23 protein-coding genes are annotated in these 21,383 nt (G+C 69.2%); 9 read left to right on the forward strand and 14 right to left on the reverse strand.

Annotated elements, in window-relative coordinates; genetic code table 11:
• Window positions 1-255 precede the first annotated feature (255 nt).
• Together QH470_RS24430 and QH470_RS24435 are read right to left on the reverse strand one after the other, a co-directional pair.
• On the reverse strand, window positions 256-456 hold the full coding sequence (locus tag QH470_RS24430; protein ID WP_280274671.1) for a hypothetical protein: 201 nt from the start codon (window positions 454-456) through the stop codon (window positions 256-258).
• Between the two features lie 117 nt (window positions 457-573).
• Complete coding sequence (locus tag QH470_RS24435; RefSeq protein WP_280274672.1) at window positions 574-1,875, reverse strand: D-alanyl-D-alanine carboxypeptidase; 1,302 nt, start codon at window positions 1,873-1,875, stop codon at window positions 574-576.
• A gap of 132 nt (window positions 1,876-2,007) precedes the next feature.
• On the opposite strand from QH470_RS24435, the gene QH470_RS24440 reads away from it, so the two are divergent.
• Window positions 2,008-3,591: an MFS transporter gene (locus QH470_RS24440; protein WP_280274673.1), complete on the forward strand. Its 1,584-nt coding sequence runs from the start codon at window positions 2,008-2,010 to the stop codon at window positions 3,589-3,591.
• The gene (locus QH470_RS24445; RefSeq protein ID WP_425302770.1) at window positions 3,581-4,204 is read left to right on the forward strand and encodes an acyl-CoA-like ligand-binding transcription factor; all 624 of its coding nucleotides are present in this window, start codon (window positions 3,581-3,583) and stop codon (window positions 4,202-4,204) included. Before QH470_RS24440 ends, QH470_RS24445 begins: the two co-directional genes overlap by 11 nt.
• On the opposite strand, the gene QH470_RS24450 is transcribed toward QH470_RS24445, so the two are convergent.
• From QH470_RS24450 to sdhC, 6 genes are all read right to left on the reverse strand, one after another.
• Window positions 4,179-5,066, reverse strand: a complete 888-nt coding sequence (locus QH470_RS24450; protein WP_280274674.1) for a phenylalanine 4-monooxygenase — start codon at window positions 5,064-5,066, stop codon at window positions 4,179-4,181. The two genes, QH470_RS24445 and QH470_RS24450, sit on opposite strands and share 26 nt — an antisense overlap.
• 67 nt (window positions 5,067-5,133) lie before the next feature.
• The gene (locus tag QH470_RS24455; protein ID WP_280274675.1) at window positions 5,134-5,664 is read right to left on the reverse strand and encodes a DUF4396 domain-containing protein; all 531 of its coding nucleotides are present in this window, start codon (window positions 5,662-5,664) and stop codon (window positions 5,134-5,136) included.
• A 151-nt stretch (window positions 5,665-5,815) separates the two neighbouring features.
• Window positions 5,816-6,583, reverse strand: a complete 768-nt coding sequence (locus tag QH470_RS24460) for a succinate dehydrogenase iron-sulfur subunit (protein ID WP_280274676.1) — start codon at window positions 6,581-6,583, stop codon at window positions 5,816-5,818.
• On the reverse strand, window positions 6,583-8,367 hold the full coding sequence (sdhA, locus tag QH470_RS24465; protein ID WP_280274677.1) for a succinate dehydrogenase flavoprotein subunit: 1,785 nt from the start codon (window positions 8,365-8,367) through the stop codon (window positions 6,583-6,585). Before sdhA ends, QH470_RS24460 begins: the two co-directional genes overlap by 1 nt.
• Before the next feature lie 16 nt (window positions 8,368-8,383).
• On the reverse strand, window positions 8,384-8,815 hold the full coding sequence (locus QH470_RS24470; RefSeq protein WP_280274678.1) for a succinate dehydrogenase hydrophobic membrane anchor subunit: 432 nt from the start codon (window positions 8,813-8,815) through the stop codon (window positions 8,384-8,386).
• Window positions 8,816-8,817: 2 nt separating this feature from the next.
• The gene (sdhC, locus tag QH470_RS24475) at window positions 8,818-9,219 is read right to left on the reverse strand and encodes a succinate dehydrogenase, cytochrome b556 subunit (protein WP_280274679.1); all 402 of its coding nucleotides are present in this window, start codon (window positions 9,217-9,219) and stop codon (window positions 8,818-8,820) included.
• Window positions 9,220-9,555: 336 nt separating this feature from the next.
• Here sdhC and QH470_RS24480 point away from each other — a divergent pair, with 336 nt between their 5' ends.
• The 6 genes from QH470_RS24480 (at window position 9,556) to QH470_RS24505 (ending at window position 15,362) form a co-directional block, all read left to right on the forward strand.
• Window positions 9,556-9,963 carry a cytidine deaminase gene (locus QH470_RS24480; RefSeq protein WP_280274680.1) on the forward strand — a complete coding sequence of 136 codons (408 nt, stop codon included), beginning with the start codon at window positions 9,556-9,558 and terminating at the stop codon, window positions 9,961-9,963.
• An 80-nt stretch (window positions 9,964-10,043) separates the two neighbouring features.
• Window positions 10,044-11,336, forward strand: coding sequence for a thymidine phosphorylase (locus QH470_RS24485; protein WP_280274681.1), 1,293 nt, complete (start codon window positions 10,044-10,046; stop codon window positions 11,334-11,336).
• Between the two features lie 432 nt (window positions 11,337-11,768).
• Complete coding sequence (locus QH470_RS24490) at window positions 11,769-13,028, forward strand: SLC13 family permease (protein ID WP_280274682.1); 1,260 nt, start codon at window positions 11,769-11,771, stop codon at window positions 13,026-13,028.
• Between the two features lie 89 nt (window positions 13,029-13,117).
• Window positions 13,118-13,642, forward strand: coding sequence for a DMT family transporter (locus QH470_RS24495; protein ID WP_280274683.1), 525 nt, complete (start codon window positions 13,118-13,120; stop codon window positions 13,640-13,642).
• Window positions 13,639-14,139 (forward strand): DMT family transporter, encoded by a 501-nt coding sequence (locus tag QH470_RS24500; RefSeq protein ID WP_280274684.1) that lies wholly within the window; start codon window positions 13,639-13,641, stop codon window positions 14,137-14,139. Before QH470_RS24495 ends, QH470_RS24500 begins: the two co-directional genes overlap by 4 nt.
• A gap of 131 nt (window positions 14,140-14,270) precedes the next feature.
• Window positions 14,271-15,362: an adenosine deaminase gene (locus QH470_RS24505; RefSeq protein ID WP_280274685.1), complete on the forward strand. Its 1,092-nt coding sequence runs from the start codon at window positions 14,271-14,273 to the stop codon at window positions 15,360-15,362.
• 6 nt (window positions 15,363-15,368) lie between these two features.
• Here the strand turns inward: QH470_RS24505 and QH470_RS24510 are convergent, their stop codons facing one another.
• From QH470_RS24510 to QH470_RS24530, 5 genes are read right to left on the reverse strand one after another with little or no spacing between them, the layout of a single operon-like run.
• Complete coding sequence (locus QH470_RS24510; protein ID WP_280274686.1) at window positions 15,369-16,625, reverse strand: primosomal protein; 1,257 nt, start codon at window positions 16,623-16,625, stop codon at window positions 15,369-15,371.
• A 33-nt stretch (window positions 16,626-16,658) separates the two neighbouring features.
• Window positions 16,659-17,006 (reverse strand): YbaB/EbfC family nucleoid-associated protein, encoded by a 348-nt coding sequence (locus QH470_RS24515; RefSeq protein WP_280274687.1) that lies wholly within the window; start codon window positions 17,004-17,006, stop codon window positions 16,659-16,661.
• A gap of 13 nt (window positions 17,007-17,019) precedes the next feature.
• A complete protein-coding gene (locus QH470_RS24520; protein ID WP_280274688.1) occupies window positions 17,020-17,373 on the reverse strand; it encodes a hypothetical protein in 354 nt (117 codons plus the stop codon).
• Window positions 17,370-18,503 carry an NlpC/P60 family protein gene (locus QH470_RS24525; RefSeq protein WP_280274693.1) on the reverse strand — a complete coding sequence of 378 codons (1,134 nt, stop codon included), beginning with the start codon at window positions 18,501-18,503 and terminating at the stop codon, window positions 17,370-17,372. The genes QH470_RS24520 and QH470_RS24525 overlap by 4 nt, the downstream gene beginning before the upstream one ends.
• A gap of 5 nt (window positions 18,504-18,508) precedes the next feature.
• A complete protein-coding gene (locus QH470_RS24530; RefSeq protein WP_280274689.1) occupies window positions 18,509-18,829 on the reverse strand; it encodes a type VII secretion target in 321 nt (106 codons plus the stop codon).
• 144 nt (window positions 18,830-18,973) lie between these two features.
• Here QH470_RS24530 and upp point away from each other — a divergent pair, with 144 nt between their 5' ends.
• Window positions 18,974-19,597 (forward strand): uracil phosphoribosyltransferase, encoded by a 624-nt coding sequence (gene upp, locus QH470_RS24535; RefSeq protein WP_280274690.1) that lies wholly within the window; start codon window positions 18,974-18,976, stop codon window positions 19,595-19,597.
• Between the two features lie 13 nt (window positions 19,598-19,610).
• Here upp and QH470_RS24540 read toward each other — a convergent pair whose 3' ends face one another.
• A complete protein-coding gene (locus QH470_RS24540) occupies window positions 19,611-21,188 on the reverse strand; it encodes a phospho-sugar mutase (RefSeq protein WP_280274691.1) in 1,578 nt (525 codons plus the stop codon).
• Window positions 21,189-21,383: the final 195 nt, after the last annotated feature.

A 21,383-nucleotide genomic window follows, 5' to 3' on the forward strand; every position in this document is an offset into this window, starting at 1 on the left:
CCCCTCACCATGATCAAAACCAACCCCCCCCCCCCCAAAAAGCCCCCCCCCCCCCCCCCCCCCCCCCAAAACCACCCCCCCCGGCCCCCCCCCCCCCCACCCCCGCCCCCCCCCGCGAACCCCCCCCCCCCCCGCCCCCCCCCCCCCTCGCCACCCGGGCCGGGCCCCGGGCCCGTGCCGCGGCGGCCTCCTCGATGCGAGGGGACGGGTGTCGGAACCCCGGGAGCGGGAGGATGCTGCCCGGGGCCCGGCCCGTCAGCGGCCGCTGTGGCTGTGCTGGCCGCCGCGGGACTTGGCCTCGGTGGGCTGCGCGGCGGCGCCCTTCCGGCCGGCTGCCGAGGGGTCCGCGCTGTTCGGGGAGCCGAAGCTGCCGGTGCTGGCCACGCCGCCCTTCTGGGCCTGCTTCGCGGTATCCGGTCGATTGCCGAACTGGCCGGCGTTCTTGCGATCCGGCATGTTGTTCTCCTCTCTCCGGTACTACTTGCTGGAGCCTGCAAGCGGCTCGATGTGCGGATGCCCGGCTATCGGGCGGTCAAACACCGAGAGGGAGAAAGGGTTTCGCCGGCGTGCCGGTCAGCGGGAGCGACCGGTCAGCCGCCAGGCCGCGATCGCCAGCACCAGCGCGGCCGCGAGACCGCCCACGATCAGCACCGTCAGCAGATTCTCGTTGTGCTGTTCCGCGGGGGCCGCGGTGTCGGAGTCGCGCGGCGGCGGGGAGGCCACGGCCACATTCGTATTCGACGCTGTCGCGCTGCCGTCGGGTAGTTCGCCGACACTCGCGCCGGACGCCAGCGCGAAGCCGTAGTCGAGGAGCCGGGCCGCCTGCTGCGGCGGGCGGATGGGCAGGACCTCGGCCTGCAGCAGCGTGACGACGAGCCGGTGACCGCCTCGTTCGGCGGCGCTGACGAAGGTCTGGCGGGCGTCGTCGGTGTATCCGGTCTTGCCGCCCAGCGTGCCCTCGTAGTCGTAGAGCAGGTGATTGTCGTTGGCGATGGGGAAGCCGGGATGGTCCTGGTCGCCGGGAATCTGCGGGTTGGCGGGGAAACCGGGGAAGTCGACCTGTTCGGTGTGGATCAGTTCGGCGAAGGTGGGGATGGTCATCGCCTCGCGGAACAGCGCGGCCAGGTCGTAGGCGGATGTGCTCATCCCGGGGCCGTCCAGCCCGGACGGCGTCGCGGCGCGAGTGTCCAAGGCGCGCAACCGTTTCGCCAGATCGTTCATCTTCTCGACGGTCGCCTTCGGGCCGCCGAGCTGCATGGCGACGGCGTGCGCGGCGTCGTTGCCCGAGGCCATGATCAACGCCTGCATCAGCTGCTTGTTGGTGTAGCGGCCGCCGGGGCCGATGCCGACCCGGGTGCCGTCGGCATTGGCGTCCTCCTGCGTGCCGACCACCACCTTGCCGAGGTCGAGGCTGCGCAGCGCGACCGCGGCCAGCAGCACCTTGATCGTCGAGGCGGGCCGGTATCGCCCGTGCGGGTCCTTGGCCGCCAGCACCCGGCCGGTGTCGAGGTCGGCGATCACCCAGGCGGTGGCCGAGAGGTCGGCGGGCAACGGCGGCGCGCCGTCCGGCAGCACCAGGCCGCAGGCGCCCAGCTTGTCGCCGCCGATCGGGGGCGACTGGACCGGGAGGGGCGCGGGCGCCGGGTCGCCCGGTTCCGGCACCTCGGAGGCGTCGATCGCGGGCGGCGGGGCGGTCTTGTTCGGGCAGGAGTCGGTGTTCGGCGTGCTGAACGGCGCCGTGGTGGACACCGGCGGCGCGGCCGAGGCGGAGGCGAGGATGCCCGGCAGCGCGGGGGCGCCGATGAGCCCGGCCACCAGCGCAGCGGCCGCGAACGATCTGGAGCGGCTGAGACGCCGGGTCATGCAGGTACTCATCGCCCCTGAGCTTATTCGGCGCGCACCCGGCCCGCTGCGCTCAGTCCCCACTGCGACAGGACGGTATTGACAGACGGCATGAAATGAGAGTTACTATCAAAAAGTAGTAGAAGCCAAATGATTGGAACTGTCATGAAGACGTTGGGCTCGCGGGACCGGGTATCGGCCGCCGGGGGAGGCGAACAAGCCCGAGCGGCGACCACCGAGACCAGCGGAAAGGCCCGGTGGTTGGCACTGGGCGCGCTCGCGGTCGCGATGCTGACCATCGGCCTGGACACCACGGTGCTGGTGGTTGCGCTGCCGACGATGGCGCTCGATCTGAACGCGAATACCGCTGCGCTGCAATGGTTCACGACGGCGTACACACTGGCGCTGGCCGGTGTCATGCTGCCCGCCGGCGCGCTCGGCGACCGCTACGGCCGGAAGAAGTTCCTGCTCGCGGCGCTGGCGCTGTTCGGGGTGGCGTCGGTGTGGTGCGCCCTGGCCACGTCGTCCGGGGAGCTGATCGCGGCCCGGGCGATCCTGGGTATCGCGGCCGCCACGATGATGCCGCTGTCGATGGCGGTGCTGCCGACCATGTTCCCCGAGCCGGCGCAACGGCAACGGGCACTGACGATCTGGGTCACCTCGACGGCGATCGGCCTGCCGCTGGGCCCGATCATCGGCGGCTGGCTGTTGCAGCACTTCTGGTGGGGTTCGGTGTTCCTGATCAACGTGCCGCTGGTGATCGTGGGCCTGATCGCGGTGGCGCTGCTGGTTCCGGAATCCCGCAGCGAGAAGCGTTTTCCGATCGATCTGGTGGGCGTGGTGCTGTCGGCGGGCGGAATGCTGTCGCTCACTTACGGTTTCATCCGATTCGGGGACGCGGGCTGGGGCGATGTGCTCGGCTGGGCGACCGTGGCCGCGGGACTGGCGATTCTGGCAGGGTTCGTGCTGGCGCAGCGCCGGACCTCGCACCCGCTGATCGACCTGGGTCTGTTCTCGGCGAGCGGATTCCGCTGGGGCACCGGGTTTTCCATTCTCGTGCAGTTCGCGATGCTCGGACTGTTCTTCACCGTGCCGCAGTACTTCCAGGCGGTGCTGGACGCCGATTCGCTGGGCAGCGGATTGCGGCTGCTGCCGCTGATCGGCGGGCTGGTCGTCGGTACCCGGGTCGCCGACAAGCTGCTGCCGAGACTCGGGATACGGACGGTGCTCACCGCGGGATTCGCGGTCTTGGCCGTCGGCCTCGTACTCGGCGCGCTGACCTCCGCGGACATCGGTTACGGCTATGCCGCCGCCTGGATCACCGTGCTCGGCGCCGGGATGGGTTTCGTGATGCCCTCGGCGATGGGCATGGCGATGGGTGAGCTGACCCCCGAGCGCGCCGGTTCCGGTTCCGCGCTCATGCAGGCGGTCCGGCAGGCCGGCGGGACCATCGGCGTGGCGGTGCTCGGTACCGTGCTGGCCACGCAATACCGGTCCGAGCTGGGCGGATACGATGTCGCGCCGGTTTCGGACGGGGTGAACGCCGGTGTCGCGGTGGCCCGCAAGCTGGGCGATCCGCAGATGCTGGGGCATGTGCAGTCGGCGTTCGTGAGCGGCATGAGCGCGATGCTGTGGGTGTGCGCCGGCATCTGCGTGGTGGCCGCCGCGCTGGCCGCGCTCTTCGTCCGTACCCGGGTGCCCGAGACCGCCGCTGCCGAGGGTGCGGGAGAATCGGGTCATGTCGGCTGATTCCGAGGCCCCGCCAGCGCAGGCCCATCCGGGCGTGACCGCCCCCCGGATGGGCCTGCGCGAGCGCAAGAAGGAGCGCACCCGCCGCGCCATCCGTACCGAGGCGTTCCGGCTGTTCCGCGAACAGGGCTACAACGAGACGACAGTGGAGCAGATCGCGGGGGCGGCGGAGGTCTCGCCCAGCACCTTCTTCCGCTACTTTCCGTCGAAGGAAGAGTTGGTGCTGGCCGACGACCTGGACCCGCTGATGATCGAGGCGATCGAGCGGCAGCCGGCGGAGCTGACCATGCTGGAGGCGTTCCGGCTCGCCACGCTCGAGACATTCGCGGCCCTCGACGAAGAGACCTCCTCGTTCGAGCGGCAACGGACGGAATTGATTCGCACGGTGCCGGAGTTGCGTGGGGCGCTGGCCCGCGAATTCGACCGGAATGTGCGGCTGGTCGCGGACATCACCGCGGCGCGGACCGGCCGATCGCCCGACGACCTCGAGGTGCGGACCTTCGCTGGTGCGCTGATCGGTGGCGCGCAGGCCGCGCTGCTCGACCGCGACCCGTACGACCATGAAAGCCTCGTCCGGATACTGAATTTCATGGCAGGCGGGATGCGGCTCTAGCGACGACCTCGTCGGTCACGGTCGCAAAGAACCCGCCCACTACCTCCTCGATCTCGGAAACCGAACGGGCGCAATACAATACGGGCTGATAGTGGGTGATGTCGTAGGCGCGGGCGCCCATCTCGGCGATGTCCAGCGGCCGCAGCTCGGCGTGCCGGAACTCCTCTATCTCGCCGTACGAGGACAGCAGACCCGCTCCGTAGCACCGAGTTTCGCCGCTCTCACGGACCACGCCGAACTCCATCGAGAACCAGAACACGTCCGCCAGGAATTTCAGCGCCGAATCGGTTTCCAGCCGATCGACGGCCGCGCCCACGGCCGCGTAGATGGCCGCGAACCGCGGGCTCGCCAATTGGTTGGCGTGCCCGATGATCTCGTGGATCGCGTCCGGTTCCGGGGTGTACAGCGGGGCCGAGTGGTGGCGGATGTACTGGGTGGAATGGAAGACTCGCTCGGCGAAGGATCCGAAGAACTCTCGCAGCGGTACCAGGCCTGCCGCCGGGACGTATCGAAAACCGCTGAGCGGCACCAGTTTCGCGGATACCTGGTCGAGTTGCGGGATGTGGTCGGCGGGCAGGTCCAGGCGCTCCTCGCCCGCGAGCACCTCGCGCGAGGCGTACCTGTGGTGCTTGCGGCGCAACTCGGCGCAGACGATCCGCCAGACCTCCTGTTCCTCGTCGGTGTACTCGATGCGCGGCGCCGGGTCCCCGGGCCGGTAGGCCAGCGCCCGAGCGGCGATCGCATTGCGGCGGGCCCGATAGGCCGGGTCGTTCACGCCGGGGTGCTCGTCGCTCAGGTGCACCGTGACGTCGCCGCCGGCCCCGGTGGTCACCGGGGAGTACAGCTGAGCTTCTTCGAACATGTCTCGATGCAAGCACCGCTGGGCGAATCAGACAACAAACGCGCAGGCAGCTGGGCAAATTGCCTAGTTAGTGGTGGCCGTGCAGCGAATGCACCACCGCGTGCCCCTTGCCGCGGCCGATCATCCACTTGTTGACCGGGGTGGTGATGACGAAGGCGACGGCCAGCGCGAAGATCAGCGACCCCCAGAACAGCCCGTCGGCCAGCCCGGCGTGCATCGCGCCCGGCACGGCCAGCAGCACCGCGTTGTCGACGATCTCCATGACGAGGATCGACACGGTGTCGGCCGCCAGCGCCAAGGACACCGCCGCGCCCAGCCCGAGCCCCGCGGCGAGCGCGCCCCGCATGGTGAGCGCGTAGCCGAAGACGAAGGCCAGCACGATCGCCAGCACCATGGTCGGCGCATTGTGCCACCCCAGCGCGGTGCCGATCACCATGCCGAGGATCTCCCCGATGGCGCACCCGGTAAGGCAGTGCAGGGTGGCGGTGGCGGCCATCTTCCAAGTAGCGGGGACGGTGTGGGCGCTCATCGAATGCCCCGCGTGCGGATCGGTTTCCGGCCGGTGTCCGGCGTGTTCGTGATTCCGGTGTTCGTCCATAACCAGGAGAATACCCCTGGGGGGTATATTGTCAAGTGTCTGGATACCCGCGCCCCGTATGCAGTGCATCACCACTGAGCTGTGCCCGGCAATGACGAAGGCCGCCCTCCTCGCGAACGAGGAAGGCGGCCTTCGGTTTTCGGACTGCGGGTCAGCGGGCGAACAGGAGGGCGCGCTTGACCTCCTGGATGGCCTTGGTGACCTCGATGCCGCGGGGGCACGCGTCGGTGCAGTTGAAGGTGGTACGGCAGCGCCACACGCCCTCGACGTCATTGAGGATGTCGAGGCGTTCGCGGGCGGCCTCGTCGCGGCTGTCGAAGATGAAGCGGTGGGCGTTCACGATCGCGGCCGGGCCGAAGTAGCTGCCGTCGCTCCAGTACACCGGGCACGAGGTGGTGCAGCAGGCGCACAGGATGCACTTGGTGGTGTCGTCGAAGCGGGCGCGGTCGGTCTGGGACTGGATACGCTCGCGGGTCGGCTCGTTGCCGTGGGTGATCAGGTACGGCTTCACCGCGCGGAACGCGTCGAAGAACGGCTCCATGTTCACCACGAGGTCCTTCTCCACGGGCAGGCCGCGGATGGGCTCGACGGAGACGGTGAGCGTCTTGCCGTTCTTCGGCAGCATGTCCCGCATCAGCACCTTGCAGGCCAGCCGGTTGACGCCGTTGATGCGCATGGCGTCGGAACCGCAGACGCCGTGCGCGCACGAGCGCCGGAAGGTGAGCGTGCCGTCCAGGTAGGACTTGATGTACATGAGCACGTTCAGGAAGCGATCGGTCGGCAGCACCGGCACCTGGAACGAATCCCAGTGCGCGCCTTTGTCGTCCTCGGGGTTGAATCGCGCCACCTTGACGGTGATCATGGTCGACCCGTCCGGCACGGGAGTGGCCTTCTGGGTGGCCTCTGCTACAGCGGTCATCAGTACTTACGCTCCATCGGCTCGTAGCGGGTCTGCACCACCGGCTTGAAGTCGAGGCGGATGTCGGCGATCAGCTTGGCGTGCTCGCCGGGCTCGACGTCCTTGTAGGCCATGGTGTGGCGCATGAAGTTGGTGTCGTCGCGATCCGGGTAGTCCTCGCGGGCGTGGCCGCCGCGCGACTCCTTGCGGTTGAGCGCGCCGACGACGGTGACCTCCGCCAGCTCCAGCAGGAAGCCCAGCTCGACGGCCTCGAGCAGGTCGCTGTTGTAGCGGCGGCCCTTGTCCTGCACCGTGATGTGCTCGTAGCGCTCCTTGAGCGCGTGGATGTCGGTGAGCGCCGTCTTGAGCGTCTCCTCGGTACGGAACACCGCGGCGTTCGCGTCCATGGTGACCTGCAGCTCGCTGCGGATGTCGGCGACCCGCTCGTTGCCGTGGTCGGACAGCAGCCGGGCCAGCCAGCCCTGCACGTACTCGGCCGGGTTCTCGGGCAGCTCGACGAACTCGGCGCGCTGCGCGTACTCCGCCGCGGCGATGCCCGAGCGGCGGCCGAACACGTTGATGTCCAGCAGCGAGTTGGTGCCGAGGCGGTTCGAGCCGTGCACCGACACACACGCGCACTCGCCCGCGGCGTACAGGCCGGGGACGACGTCGGTGTTGTTACGCAGCACCTCGCCGCGGATTCGGGTCGGGATGCCGCCCATCACGTAGTGGCAGGTCGGCATGACCGGCACCGGCTCCTTCACCGGGTCGACGCCCAGGTAGGTGCGGGAGAACTCGGTGATGTCGGGCAGCTTCTCCTCGAGCACGTCCTCGCCGAGGTGGGTGACGTCGATGAAGACGTAGTCCTTGTTCGGGCCGCCGCCGCGGCCCTCGAGGACCTCCTTGACCATCGAGCGGGCCACGATGTCACGCGGCGCCAGGTCCTTGATGGTGGGGGCGTAGCGCTCCATGAACCGCTCGCCGTCGACATTGCGCAGAATGCCGCCCTCGCCGCGGACCGCCTCGGAGATGAGGATGCCCAGACCGGCCAGGCCCGTCGGGTGGAACTGGTGGAACTCCATGTCCTCCAGCGGAAGTCCCTTGCGGAACACGATCGCCATGCCGTCGCCGGTCAGCGTGTGCGCGTTGGAGGTGGTCTTGTACATGCGACCGGAACCGCCGGTGGCGAAGATGATCGCCTTGGCGTGGAATACGTGCAGCTCACCGGTGGCCAGCTCGTAGGCGACCACGCCCGTGGCGACCGGGCCGCGATCGGTCTCGGTCATCACCAGGTCGAGCACGTAGAACTCGTTGAAGAACTCCACGTCGTGCTTGACGCAGTTCTGGTAGAGGGTCTGCAGGATCATGTGGCCGGTGCGGTCGGCGGCGTAACACGCGCGGCGGACCGGGGCCTTGCCGTGGTCACGGGTGTGGCCGCCGAAGCGGCGCTGGTCGATCTTGCCCTCGGGCGTCCGGTTGAACGGCAGGCCCATCTTCTCCAGGTCGAGCACCGCGTCGATGGCCTCCTTGGCCATGATCTCCGCGGCGTCCTGGTCGACCAGGTAGTCGCCACCCTTGACGGTGTCGAAGGTGTGCCACTCCCAGTTGTCCTCTTCGACGTTGGCCAGCGCGGCGCACATGCCGCCCTGCGCCGCGCCGGTGTGGCTGCGGGTCGGGTACAGCTTGGTCAGCACGGCCGTGCGGGCTCGGGGACCGGCCTCGATCGCCGCGCGCATCCCCGCACCACCGGCGCCGACGATCACGACGTCGTACCGGTGCTCCTGAATCGGTCGGGATTCACTCATGGCAGATGGCCTGTTCCTAACTGATGTTGGGGTCGAAGGTGAAGATGACGTAGCTGCCCACGCCCATGATCAGGATCATCGAGATCACCAGCAGGGTCTTGAGCCAGAACCGGGTGGAGTCCTTGCGGGCGTAGTCGTCGATGACCGTGCGCAGGCCGTTGCCGCCGTGCAGCTGCGCCAGCCACAGCATGGTCAGGTCCCAGAGCTGCCAGAACGGGCTGGCCCAGCGGCCGGCGACGAAGGCGAAGTTCAGCCGCTGCACACCGCCGTCGATCATCAGCATGATGAACATGTGGCCGAGCACCAGCACGACCAGCAGCAGGCCGGAGAAGCGCATGAACAGCCACGCGTACTTCTCGAAGTTGTTGCCCATGGTGCGGCGCGGGGCGCGGGGAGCGTCGAGGCTGGCGGGGATGTCGTAGGACTTGCCCAGTACAGGTGCAGACATGATCAGTGCTCCGTCAGCAGGTAGAAGAACTGGCGGCCGACGCCGGCCCCGGCGACCAGGACCCAGATCGCGAGGACGATCCAGAGCATCTGGCGCTGGTAGCGCGGGCCCTTGGACCAGAAGTCGACGAGGATCACGCGGATGCCGTTGAGCGCGTGGAACAGCACGCACACGACCAGACCCATCTCCATCAGGGCCACGAGCGGGTTCTTGTACGTCTCGATGGCCTGGTCGTAGGTATCCGGGCTGACCCGGACCAGGGCGGTGTCGAGCACGTGGACGAACAGGAAGAAGAAGATCGTGACGCCGGTGATTCGGTGCAGCGCCCAGGACCACATGCCCGGGTCGCCGCGGTACAGCGTCTTCCGCTTCGGCTGTGCCGGAGCTTCCAGTGTGGCGGTCATAGAGTGCGGTGCCTCCAACGTCGTTGATGGACACGCCGGCAAGCCGGCAAGTCTGGACCCGTCGCGGTTTTCGGCGCGCGGACATGTGAGCCGTTGGATGTTGGAAAACACCAGCTCGTGCCCGGGGCCGACTCCCCGGAGGCGGTGGCCGGCCCGCCGCCGGGAACCTGAACCGATCTGTCTCGAACTCTAATCCCCGGCGATTGGCGGAACTAATTCGGCGTGCCGGTCGTTGGCCGGTAAATCAATGAGTTAGGTTTGCCTTGCCTGATGAATTGACGGGCTCGCAATGCCATTCCTACGGTCGTGTTCGGCACGTTCGAGCGGAGGTCCGATATGCCCGATATTGATTGGGATGCATTGCGCCACAGCGCATTTCGAGTTATGCAGAATGCGTATGCCCCGTACTCCAGGTTCCCGGTCGGCGCCGCTGCTCTCACGGATGGCGGGCGAATTGTGAGCGGCTGCAATGTGGAGAATCTCTCATATGGCCTAGGCCTCTGTGCCGAATGCGTACTGGTGGGTAACTTTTGCGCGACCGGTGGCGGGCGGTTGCTGGCGGTTGCCGTATGCGATTCGCGCGGGGCGATTCTGCTGCCCTGCGGGCGGTGCCGTCAGGTGCTCTACGAGCACGGCGGTGCGGAAATGCTGGTGGATCACCGGACGGGCCCGATGCCGCTGAGTAGTTTGCTGCCGGATGCCTTCGGACCCGCCGATTTGGCGGCGGGGCAACGGGATATGTGAAATTCGGCACGCCGGCGAGGATTTGGCTACGTTTCCCCTGACAGCCGCGCGCGGCGGGGCGATCTGCCAGGCTGTTCGCCATGGTGAGCGCGCATTCGGCGGTATCGGTGATCGCGGCGAAACGGGACGGCGGAGAACTCGGCGACGAACAGATCGACTGGGTGGTGGACGCTTTCACCCGCGGCGAGGTCGCCGATGAGCAAATGGCGGCCTTGGCGATGGCGATACTGCTGCGCGGAATGACGCGACGGGAGATCGCGCGGTGGACGCGGGCCATGATCGCGTCCGGTCGGCGACTGGACTTCACCGATCTGCCCCGGCCGACCGTCGACAAGCACTCCACGGGCGGTGTCGGGGACAAGATCACGCTGCCGCTGGCGCCGCTGGTGGCCGCGTGCGGGGCGGCCGTCCCGCAACTGTCCGGGCGCGGGCTGGGCCATACCGGCGGGACCTTGGACAAACTGGAGTCGATTCCCGGCTGGCGGGCCGACGTTCCGGTGTCGCTGATGCGGGAGCTGACGGCGGATCCGAAGATCGGCGCGGTGGTCTGCGCCGCCGGTGCGGATCTCGCGCCTGCCGACAAGCGGCTGTACGCGCTGCGTGACGTGACCGGCACGGTGGAATCCGTGCCGCTGATCGCCAGTTCGATCATGAGCAAGAAGATCGCCGAGGGCACCGCGGCGCTCGTGCTCGACGTCAAGGTGGGCGGCGGCGCGTTCATGAAGGACCTCGAGTCGGCGCGCGAATTGGCCACCACCATGGTCGAACTGGGCGCCGACGCGGGTGTGCGCACGGTGGCGCTGCTGACCGCGATGGACACCCCGCTCGGCCGCACCGCCGGCAACGCGCTGGAGGTGGCCGAGGCCGTCGAGGTGCTGGCCGGTGGGGGACCCGGCGATGTCGTCGAGCTGACCCTCGCGCTGGCTCGGGAGATGTTGGCACAGGCGGGAATTCGCGACGCCGACCCCGCCGCGGCCCTCGCCGACGGCCGCGCCATGGACCACTGGCGGGCGATGATCGCGGCGCAGGGCGGCGACCCGGACGCGCCGCTGCCCCGGGCCGCGCACACCGAGACGATGACCGCCGGGCAATCGGGCACCCTCACCCGCCTCGACGCCATGGCCGTCGGCCTGGCCGCGTGGCGTCTCGGCGCGGGCCGCGCCCGTCAGGGTGACCCGGTGCAGTTCGGCGCGGGCGTCGAACTGCACGCCAAGCCGGGCGATGCGGTCGCCGCGGGTCAGCCACTGTTCACCCTCCACACCGACACCCCCGAAGCGATCCCCGTAGCCCTGGACGCTCTCCGCGCGGGCCACGCCATCGGCCCGGACCCCGTGCACCCCACCCCACTGGTCCTGGAACGCATCGCCCCCTGAATCACCCGGCATCAGCGAGCGGACAGCCGGAGCCGGGGCACGTCGTGCTCGGCGACCTCACGCCCGGATCCCAGTATGGTTCGGTGGATCCCGGCCAAGAGCATGCCGGGATGACTGGGGCGAGGGTGATTGGTCCGGACGGCTGGGCCGGGATGACTGGGGCGAGGGTGATTGGTCCGGACGGCTGGGCCGGGATGACTGGGGCGAGGGTGGTCGGTCCGGACGGCTGGGCCGGGATGACTAGGTCGGGGTGGCTGGGCGGGGACGGCTGGGTTGGGGTGGCTGCGCCGGGGCGGCTCGGCAGGATGGCTGGGCGGGAACGGATCGGTGGGATGGCTCGGCATGGATTGGCTGGGCTTCGGGTTATGCGGTTTGTCCGGCGGGTGTGGCGGCTCCCCATGCGCAGGAATCCGGTTGGGTGGGGCTGGGATGATGGGGCGCGTGTCTGAGCGAGTGGACACCGCATGCCGGGATTCCGGGGCCGCGGACGAGGTGAGGGCGGGTCGGCGGTCGCGCGTGCTCGACTGGGTGCGGGTCGGGCTGTTGGTGGCCGGATTGCTCTGTGTGGTTACGGGGTTGCTGCCGCGGGCGGAGGCGGCGGCGAACATGCGGCGGATCGGGCCGCTGCTGCTGTTCCTCGGCAGCGTGATCGTGCTGGCCGAACTGGCCCGGCGGGCGCAGGTATTCGACGTCATCGCGTATCGGCTGGCCATTATCGGGCGCGGGTACTACGCGGCGCTGTTCGTGTTGTGCGTGGCCTTCGCGTCCGCGACGACGATCCTGCTGAATCTCGACACCACCGCGGTGCTGCTCACGCCGGTGCTGCTGGCGCTGGCGGTTCCGGCTCGCATTCCGCCGCTGCCGCTGGCCATGACCACCCTGTGGCTGGCCAATACGGCGAGCCTGCTGCTGCCCGTATCGAACCTGACCAACCTGCTGGCCGCCGATCGGGTCGGCCTGGCGGGCACCGAGTTCGCGGCGAGAATGTGGCTGCCGCAACTGGTTTCGATCGCCGCGACGATGCTGTGGCTGTGGGTGTGGTACTGGCGGCGCGGGCGCCGGGGCGTGGACCGCTATCTGCCGCCGGACCCGATCCGGCTCGCGGACCGCCGCGAGCGGGTCCTGCTCTACGTCACCGGCGCAGCCTGTCTGGTGTTCATCGCGGCGATTCCGATCGTCGGCGACCTGATCGGCGTGGCCGCCCTGGCTGCCGCGCTGGTCGCGGTCGGCGCGTTCGCCGTCCTCGACCGCTCGGCGCTGCGGCTGTCGCTGATCCCTTGGCGGCTACTGGTTTTCGTGGTCGGGCTGTTCCTGGTGGTTCCGACCCTGGGCCGATTCGGGCTCACCGACCTGATGCGCCTGCTGATCGGCGCGGACTCGGGTACGGCCGGGGTCTTCCGCGCCGCCGCGGCGGGGGCGGGATTGTCCAATGTGGCCAACAACCTGCCCGCCTATACCGCCGGCGAGGCGGTCATCGAGCCGGGCCGTCGCGATCAACTGCTGGCCCTGCTGATCGGCACCAACGTCGGATCGGTGGTAACGCCGTGGGCCTCGCTGGCAACGCTGCTGTGCCTGGAGTTCTGCCGCTCCCATGGCGTGCGAGTGCCGTTCGGACGCTTCGTCGCCACCGGGGCGGTGCTCGCCGCGACCGCGACCGCCGGGGCGGTGGGTGCGCTGCTTCTCGCGTCCTGACCAGGGATTACCTCGATACCTATTTAACGTGCCGTTATATAACGGTACATTAAGCGCGTCACCGACCATCGATCGAAGGACGTGTGCTCGTGAGTGCTGTCGCTCTTGGGCTGGTCTTCCTGTTCATCCTGGCCGCGGGCGGATTGCGTTCCGTCGAGGTCGGTTGCCAGAACACGCAGAAGATCCATCTGAAGAACCTCTGGCTGTGCGCCGTGGTGTCCTATGCCGTCGCGCTGATCGGATTCTCGATCTTCCTGGCGGTATCGGTGGTGGTCTCGGGGTCGGCGTGGCCGTCGTCGGAGGACCTGCGGCAGATGCCGTGGTGGGCGCCGTTCGGCGGGTTGATCGGCGGTGTCGCGGTGGTCGGCATGATCACCGTCGCCAAGTACGTCGGGGTCGCCACCTTCAACGCCGTCGTGATTGTCAGTGAGATGCTGGTCGCGCTGGTCATGGACGACCTGGGCCTGATGGGCTTCGAGGTGCGGGAACTGACGCCGCCGCGGCTGCTGGCCGCCGTGCTCATCACCGCCGCGGTCTATCTCATGGCCAGCGACTCCGGCGAGTCACAGCCCGAACGGCGACCCGCCGTCCTCGCGGGAGAGGTCGTCCGATGACAACCACCACTACCGCGCGGACATCTCTGCCGCGCCGCGTCATGATTCTCATCTTCGTCTTCATGCTCGCGGGCGGTGCGCTGCGATCGGTGGAGGCCGGGTGTCAGAACTCGCTGAAACTGGCCCTGCACAACGTCTTTCTGTGCGGAGTAATCTCCTACGCGGTGGCGCTCACCGGCGTCGGGATCATCTTCGCCGTCACGCTGGCGCTCTCGCGGCATCGGCATTGGCCGTCGCGGGCGGACCTGAAGGCCATGCCCCGATGGGCCCCGTTCGGTGGATTGACCGGTGGCGCAGCGATTTTCGCGATGATCACCGTCGCCTCCAGCGTGGGCGTGAGCACCTTCAACGCACTGATCATCGCCGGTCAGATGCTGCTGGCGACGGCGATGGACCACTACGGCGTCATGGGTTTCCCGCGTCGTCGGCTCACCGTCCAGCGCCTGGCCGGATGTGTATTGCTCATCGCGGGTTCCTATCTGATGGCCAAGTACTGAATTCGACGGGAACGGGCCGAAGCGTTATCCCGGCGACACGCGGGCGACATTCCGGCTACGACATGCCAGCCGGTGAGTGGACACGCGCCGACTCCGCTGCGGAACCGGACGGATGCGGATAGCGTCGGTACATGACTGGACCGATGCCTTTGACCCTTGCCTCGATCCGCCAGGCCCCGAAGGCCGTGCTGCACGATCACCTCGACGGCGGGCTGCGTCCGCACACCGTCCTCGAGCTGGCTACCGACTGCGGTTACGACCAGCTTCCGGCACACGACGCCGAGGCCCTGGGCCAGTGGTTCCGCGACGCCGCCGACAGCGGATCGCTCGAGCGCTATCTGGAGACCTTCGCCCACACCGTCGCGGTGATGCAGACCCCCGAGGGGCTGCGGCGAGTGGCGCGCGAATGCGCCCTCGACCTGGCCGCCGACGGCGTCGTCTACGCCGAGGTGCGGTTCGCGCCCGAGCAGCACCTCGAGCGCGGACTCTCGCTGGACGAGGTGGTCGAGCACACCCTGGCCGGATTCGAGGAAGGGTCCGCCCTGGCCGCCGAGGCGGGCACCCCCATCCGGATGACCTGCCTGCTCACCGCCATGCGGCACGCCGCCCGCTCGCTGGAGATCGCCGAACTGGCCGTGCGCTTCCGCGACCGCGGGGTGGGCGGATTCGACATCGCCGGCGCCGAGGCGGGCTACCCGCCCAGCCGGCACCTGGACGCCTTCGAGTACATGCGCGCCAACTGCGCCCACGTCACCATCCATGCCGGGGAGGCGTTCGGGCTGCCGTCCATCCACGAAGCGGTGGCGTTCTGCGGCTGCGACCGCCTCGGCCACGGCGTCCGGATCACCGACGACATCGTCGACTCCGATACCGAGCCGCGCCTCGGACAGGTCGCGAACTACGTGCGGGACATGCGAATTCCGCTCGAGCTGTGTCCGTCGTCCAATGTGCAGACCGGTGCGGTGCCCTCGCTGGAGAAGCACCCGTTCGACCTGCTGGCCCGCTTGCGTTTCCGGGTCACGGTGAACACGGACAACCGCCTGATGAGCGACACCGACATGAGCCGGGAGATGCTCAAGCTGGTCGAGACCTTCGACTACGGCTGGAGCGACCTGGAACGCTTCACCATCAATGCGATGAAATCGGCCTTCATCCCGTTCCCGGATCGGCTCCGCATCATCGACGAGGTGATCAAACCGGGTTATGCCGTGCTGATCGGCTGAGCCGAATCAGCCCTTCTGCAACCGGGTCTCGAAGGCCTGCTCCAGGGCCCGCCACTGCTCGGCCTCGGCCGTGAACGGCGGGCTCGGGGCCATCCGGCTCGGGTCCGGCTCCAGCAGATACGACACGTACCAGCCGAGCGGGGTCGACTTGGCGAGCGCCTGCTCCACGCTGTCGTCGTTGGCGTAATCCGCTGCGTCGGTGAACAATTCGACCGCCAGGTCGAGCTGGTCGATATCGACGACCTTGGGACCCTCGGCGAGGTCGTCGGCCAGACCCGGCAGTACGTAGACGTTCTCGTCGCTCACCTCGATCTCGAGCGACCCGTCGGTGGCCGCGGTCTGCACCTCGCCGTAGGTGCTCACCCGGGACAGGTCGTGGTCGTGGTCGTCGGCCAGGTAGCGGGCCAGGGCGCGCTCGGAGGTGAAGACCGTGATGGCGCCTTCGGAGCCCAGGAACACCGGCTCGTCGTCGAGGTAACAGCGCAGGGTGTACAGGGTGTCGGCGGAGGTGACGATCTTGACCGGGTCGATGCCGACCTCGTGCCAGAAGGTCTCCTCTTCCTCCTCGGCTTCGTCGTCGTCCTCGGCGGCGAGGTCGACCTCTTCGAAGTCCTCCTCGTCGTCGGTCTCGGCGGCGTCCTCCGCGTCCACGACATTCTCTTCCGCCGCAAGCAGTTCCGCCTCGGCGACGGCGACCGCCTCGGCGTCGACATCCGGGGTCTGCACGGCCGAGTCGATGGCGTCGACCACGGCGTCCCAGTCCTTGGCGATGGCCGCGCCGATCTGGTCCCACAGTTCCTCGCCCTCGCGGCCGACGAACGCGCTCGAGCCCGCGGGCAGCGCGCCGAGCACCGGATGCGAGCCGAAGAACTTCGTGACCACCTCGAGTTCGCACACCTCACCGAGGGTGCGGACCATGTCGAGGGTTTCCTCCAGCTCCGCCAGGGTCTCCGGGTCCGGGTCGCCCGCCGCCAGCTCGGGGACGCCGATCAGGTCGAAGACGTACTGCTCCTCGGGCTCCAACTCGGCGGCCGAGAGCCCCGCCACCACCTTCCACGACGGATGGTCGACCAGATCGTTGTCGTCGTTGGTGCGGATGAAGGCGGCTAGTTCCGCCACCGACTCGAAGCCGTACAGCGCGTCCTCGTGCCCGAGGAATGCCTCCCACTCGTCGTCACCGTCTCGCCAGCGCGGTGCCCACAGTGTGACGAGGTCGCCGTCGGTCAGGCCGAGCTCGATCGGGACGATGTCTCCAGAAGCCATGAACGGAAGCCTATCCAGTCGACGGCCGCGGCACTATTCGGCCCGCCCCCCAACGCTTCCCGATTGCGGGGATCCCGGTTCCGGTGGGACGAACGCGGCGTTCAGCTTGCCGACCACCTCGGACCGCTGCGTGCCCGCGTCCTGCGCGGCCTGCTGGCACGCCCAGATGATCAACTGACCGACCTCGGCCGGGGGCAGCGACGTCACCGTCTCGGCCAGCTCCAGCGCGACCAGCGCGCCGCTGGAATCCACCTCGACCGTCACCGAGTCGTCCTCGGACGTGTAGCGGCCGCGCACGTGCTGCAGGCCGTAGAGCGCGGCCTCCAGCGCCTCCAGCTTGTCGGTCGCCCGTGCGACCAGGGCATCCATCTCGGCACTCATCCTCGCGCCTCCCTCACACCGGCCTCATCCAGCTCGTGGGTCCCGTATCCGCGTCGTCCATGCGGACGAGTTCGTCGACGGCCTGCCCGCGGGTGGGCAGGCCGAGCTTGTCCAAGATCTCCTCGGGCATGCCCGACTCGGCCAGCAATTCGCGCCGCCGCGCCTTGGCGACGACGGCCGACCGCTTGGTCAAGCGCAGGATCTCCGCGGCCAATGCCTTTGCGCCGTAACGGTATTCGCTGCGCTCGAACTTGATCTCCACCGGCATGCCCTGATCGGTGGCCCGGACGCTGATGGTGCCGGCGCGGTTGGTGCTGGCGGCGACCGTGACGCTCGGGATCTGCGGTTGTGGTTGCTGCGAGGTCATGAGGTGGGCCTGTAGAAGCCGTGGAACGCCATTCCGCTGTTCTCCGTTCGAATCGGGCCGGTCTGGACGGGATCACCGGCCTCCACAAGCTGTCCGTTGCCGATGACCATCGCGACATGGCCGTCCCAGATGGCCAGGTCGCCGGGCATGAGATCGCTGGGGCTCACGGGGGTGGCCCCCGCGCTCTGGTCTGCGGCCAGCCGCGGGATTTCTACTCCCGCCTCGCCGTAGGCCCACTTGGTGAGGCCGCTGCAGTCCAGGCCCGCGCCGGGGGTGTTGCCGCCCCAGACGTACGGCGTGCCCTGGGCGCTGAGCGCCGAGGTGACCGCCTTCGCCGCCTTCTCGTTGGGCGCCTCGACCTGGCTGCCGTCGGGCAGGGTGATCATCACGCCGCCGTGGCGGCCGCGTTCGCCCGTGGCGGACTGGGCGTTCGGCTGCACCGTGCCGCCGCGCGACGGCGACGACATGCTTGCCGCGGAGGTGGGCGTGCCCATCAGCCCGCTCATCATCGAGCCGCCGGTGGAGGCCACCGTGCCCAGCACCGAACCGGCCTGCTGCAGGCCACTGGCGGCGACCGGCGCGGCGGCGGCCGCGGCGGCCACGGGGGTGCCCGCGGCGGACGGTGTGGACGGCGGCGGGGTCAGCTCCGTCATCGAGGCGGTGTGCGTGTCGAGTTCGGAACGGGTGCGGGTCACCACGTTCAAGGCTTGGCCGAGGTGATCGATGGCCGAACCCACTACCGTCGCCAGGCCGGGCGGTGTGGTCACGGCGGGGCCGAGCGCGGTCACCGACTGCACGAAGGACTGGAGGATTCCGTCGAGTTCCTTCTGGCCGGTCTGGACCGCGGCCGCGGCCTGGGTGACCACGTCTGCCATGTCCAGGCCGCGATCGGAGATGGAGGCCGCCGAGGTCTGTATCTTCAGCGCCTTGTCCATCGCGGCATCGCCGCCTTGGCCGTGCCACGCGTTGGTCATCTGGTTGATACCGGCGCTGCCGGCCTGATGAATTCCGTCCAGGGAGGTGGACGTCTGCCGCAGCGAGTCGGCCGGGCCACCGCCCGGCAGGACGCCGTGGCCGAAGCTGGTGAGCAGTTCGATGATCGGCTGGGCCAGGGCATCGAGGTTGATCACGCCCGTCACGGCAGCTCTCCCTCGGTGGCTCGCAGCGTGGCGGCGTGGCCCAGATCCGTCTCGGCGTAGGCGCCCGAGGCGCCGGCCGCGGCGACGCCCATGCTGCCCAGCACCGCCGACAGCTGCCCGATGCCGGCCACGTGACCGGCGTGCGCGGCGGCGTAGGCGGTGACGAAATCCCCGCCGATCAGTCCGAAGATGGGCCCGAGCAGCAGCGGATCGGCGCCGGCCGCGCTGACCGCGGCGGCGGCCATCTCGCCGGACAGGCCCCCGGCTGTCGCACCGTAGGCCGCGACGCCCTCGGTGTCGACCGAGATCTTGTGCATCAACATCCCCCATCGTGCTGGTCTGGTGGCAGATTACGGCATCCGAGTACTTGGACGCAGGCACCGCGGCAACGGTTCCGTCACCGGACCGGAAATCCACCGCGGGTTCGGGCCCCGAACCCGTACAGACCTTATCGTTCCCTCATGCGTACGCACATCGTGGATCATCCGCTCGCCGCCACTCTGCTGACGACCATGCGCGACGCCCGTACGTCCAATCCGGGGTTCCGTGCGGCGTTGCGCGATCTGACGGGTTTCCTGATCTACGAGGCACTTCGGGACGCTCCGCTGGCCGGATTCGAGGTCGTCACCCCCGTCGCGGCGACCGTGGGCGCCCGGTTGGCGCAGCCGCCGCTGCTGGTGCCGGTACTGCGGGCCGGGCTGGGAATGGTCGACGCGGCCAGTGCCCTGATTCCCGAATCCCGGGTCGGCTTCGTCGGTGTCGCGCGGGACGAGCGGACGCACCAGCCGGTGCCCTACATGGAATCGCTGCCGGAGGATCTGTCCGGGTACCCGGTGTTCGTGCTGGATCCGATGCTGGCCACGGGCGGTTCCATGCGGCACACCCTCGAACTGCTGGCGGCCCGCAACGCCACCGACATCACCGCGGTCTGCGTGGTCGCCGCGCCCGAAGGCATTGCGGCGCTGGAGGATTCCGGCCTGCCGGTGCGGCTGGTGACGGCCGCGGTGGACGACGGGCTCAATGCCGACGCCTACATCGTGCCGGGACTGGGCGATGCGGGAGACCGCCAATTCGGGCCGCGCTGACCGGTCCTCGCGGTCAGAGCGCTTCGCAGAACTCGCGCAGTTGTGACAGGCGTTGTGCCGCGGCGTCCTTCGCGGCGGGCAGGTCCGCTCGGGCAGAAACGGGCTGCACCACTTCTAGATAGCACTTGAGTTTCGGTTCGGTGCCCGAGGGGCGAATGACGACGCGCTGCGACTCGCCCTCGAAAATCAGTGCGTCCGTGCGCATCCGGCCCCGTGCCCGCAGGAGATCGGTGCAGGTCACCGGCGCTCCGGCGAGGGTGTCCGGCGGGGTGTCCCGCAGTCGCGCGACCACCTCGGCGGCCGCCTCCTGGTCCGCCAGGCGCAGCGCCACCTGCGCACCGGCGTGCAGGCCGAATTCGAGCGCGTAGTCGTCGAGGACCTCGGGCAGGGTGCGCCCGGCCGCGCGCAGCCGGGTCAGCAGGTCCGCCGCCGCGACCGCCGCCGAGATGCCGTCCTTGTCGCGGACCGTCGCGGGGTCCACGCAGTGGCCGATCGCCTCCTCGTAGGCGTAGACCAGGCCGTCGCCCGCGCGGGCCAGCCATTTGAAGCCGGTGAGGGTTTCGGCGTAGCGGGCGCCGCGCGCCGCGGCCAGCTTGCTCAGCAGCCGCGACGACACGATGGTGGTGGCCACCAAGGCATCTCGCGGCGCGGACCGCAGCACGTAATCGGCGAGTAGCACACCGGTCTGGTCGCCGCGCAGCATCCGCCAGCCGTCCGGTCCGGGCACCCCGATCGCGCACCGGTCCGCATCCGGATCCAGCGCGATCGCCAGTTCCGCACCGACCTTCTCCGCCAGCGCCAGCACCAGATCCGCCGGGCCGGGCTCCTCCGGATTCGGAAACGCGACGGTCGGGAAGTCGGGATCCGGCGCGAACTGCTCGACCACCACATGCACATCCGTGAACCCGGCCGCGTGCAACGCCGTCACGGCCGATTCGCCACCCACCCCGTGCATCGGGGTGAGTGCGATACGAATATCGCTGCGGCGCACAGTGTCCGAGGCGCTGCCCGCTTCCGTGTCCGGTCCGCCGAGGAGAGGGGGGAGGGAGGCTACCCGGGCGAGGTACCGCTGGATGATCTCCTCGCCCAGGTCCGCGGCCGTCGCACCGGTGGAGAGGGACAGCGCGGTGGGCGTGGGAGCGGAGGCGCCGGGGTCGGCGCGGGGGATGGGTTCCTGCACAGCGGCTATGGCGCGTTCGATCTCCGCGTCCGCGGGTGGGATCAGTTGGGAGCCGCCGTCCAGGTACACCTTGTAGCCGTTGTCGGTGGCGGGATTGTGCGAGGCCGTGATCTGTATTCCCGCAACGGCTTTCAGCTCGCGTACGGCGAACGCGACAACCGGAGTGGGCACCGGCCGGGGCAGAGCGAGCACCGAGAAGCCCGCCGCGGCAAAGACTTCCGCCGTGACGGTGGCGAATTCCGCCGAACCGTGCCGGGCGTCGCGGCCCACGATCACCAGGCCGCCGCCCAGGCAGCGATCCCGCAACCACGCGGCGATTCCCGCCGACGCGCGCGCGACCGTGTCGGCATTCATGCCGTCGGGGCCGTCCCGCAGCGGGCCACGCAGTCCGGCAGTTCCGAATCGGAGCATCAGCGGCAGTGTCCTTCCGGCGTCGTCGGTTCGGGCGGGCTCGGACGGACTACAGCCGTTCCAGCACGCCGCGCAGCAGTTTGCCGAGCCGCGGCGCCCCGGCGGGGCCCCCCGCCCCCCCCACCGCGGGGGACACAAGAGCCCCCCGGACACCCCCGGGCCCGGTGGGTGCCCCCCAGATAACCACCCACCCGG

This window comes from Nocardia wallacei, from assembly GCF_029868745.1.
Lineage (GTDB): Bacteria > Actinomycetota > Actinomycetes > Mycobacteriales > Mycobacteriaceae > Nocardia > Nocardia wallacei_B.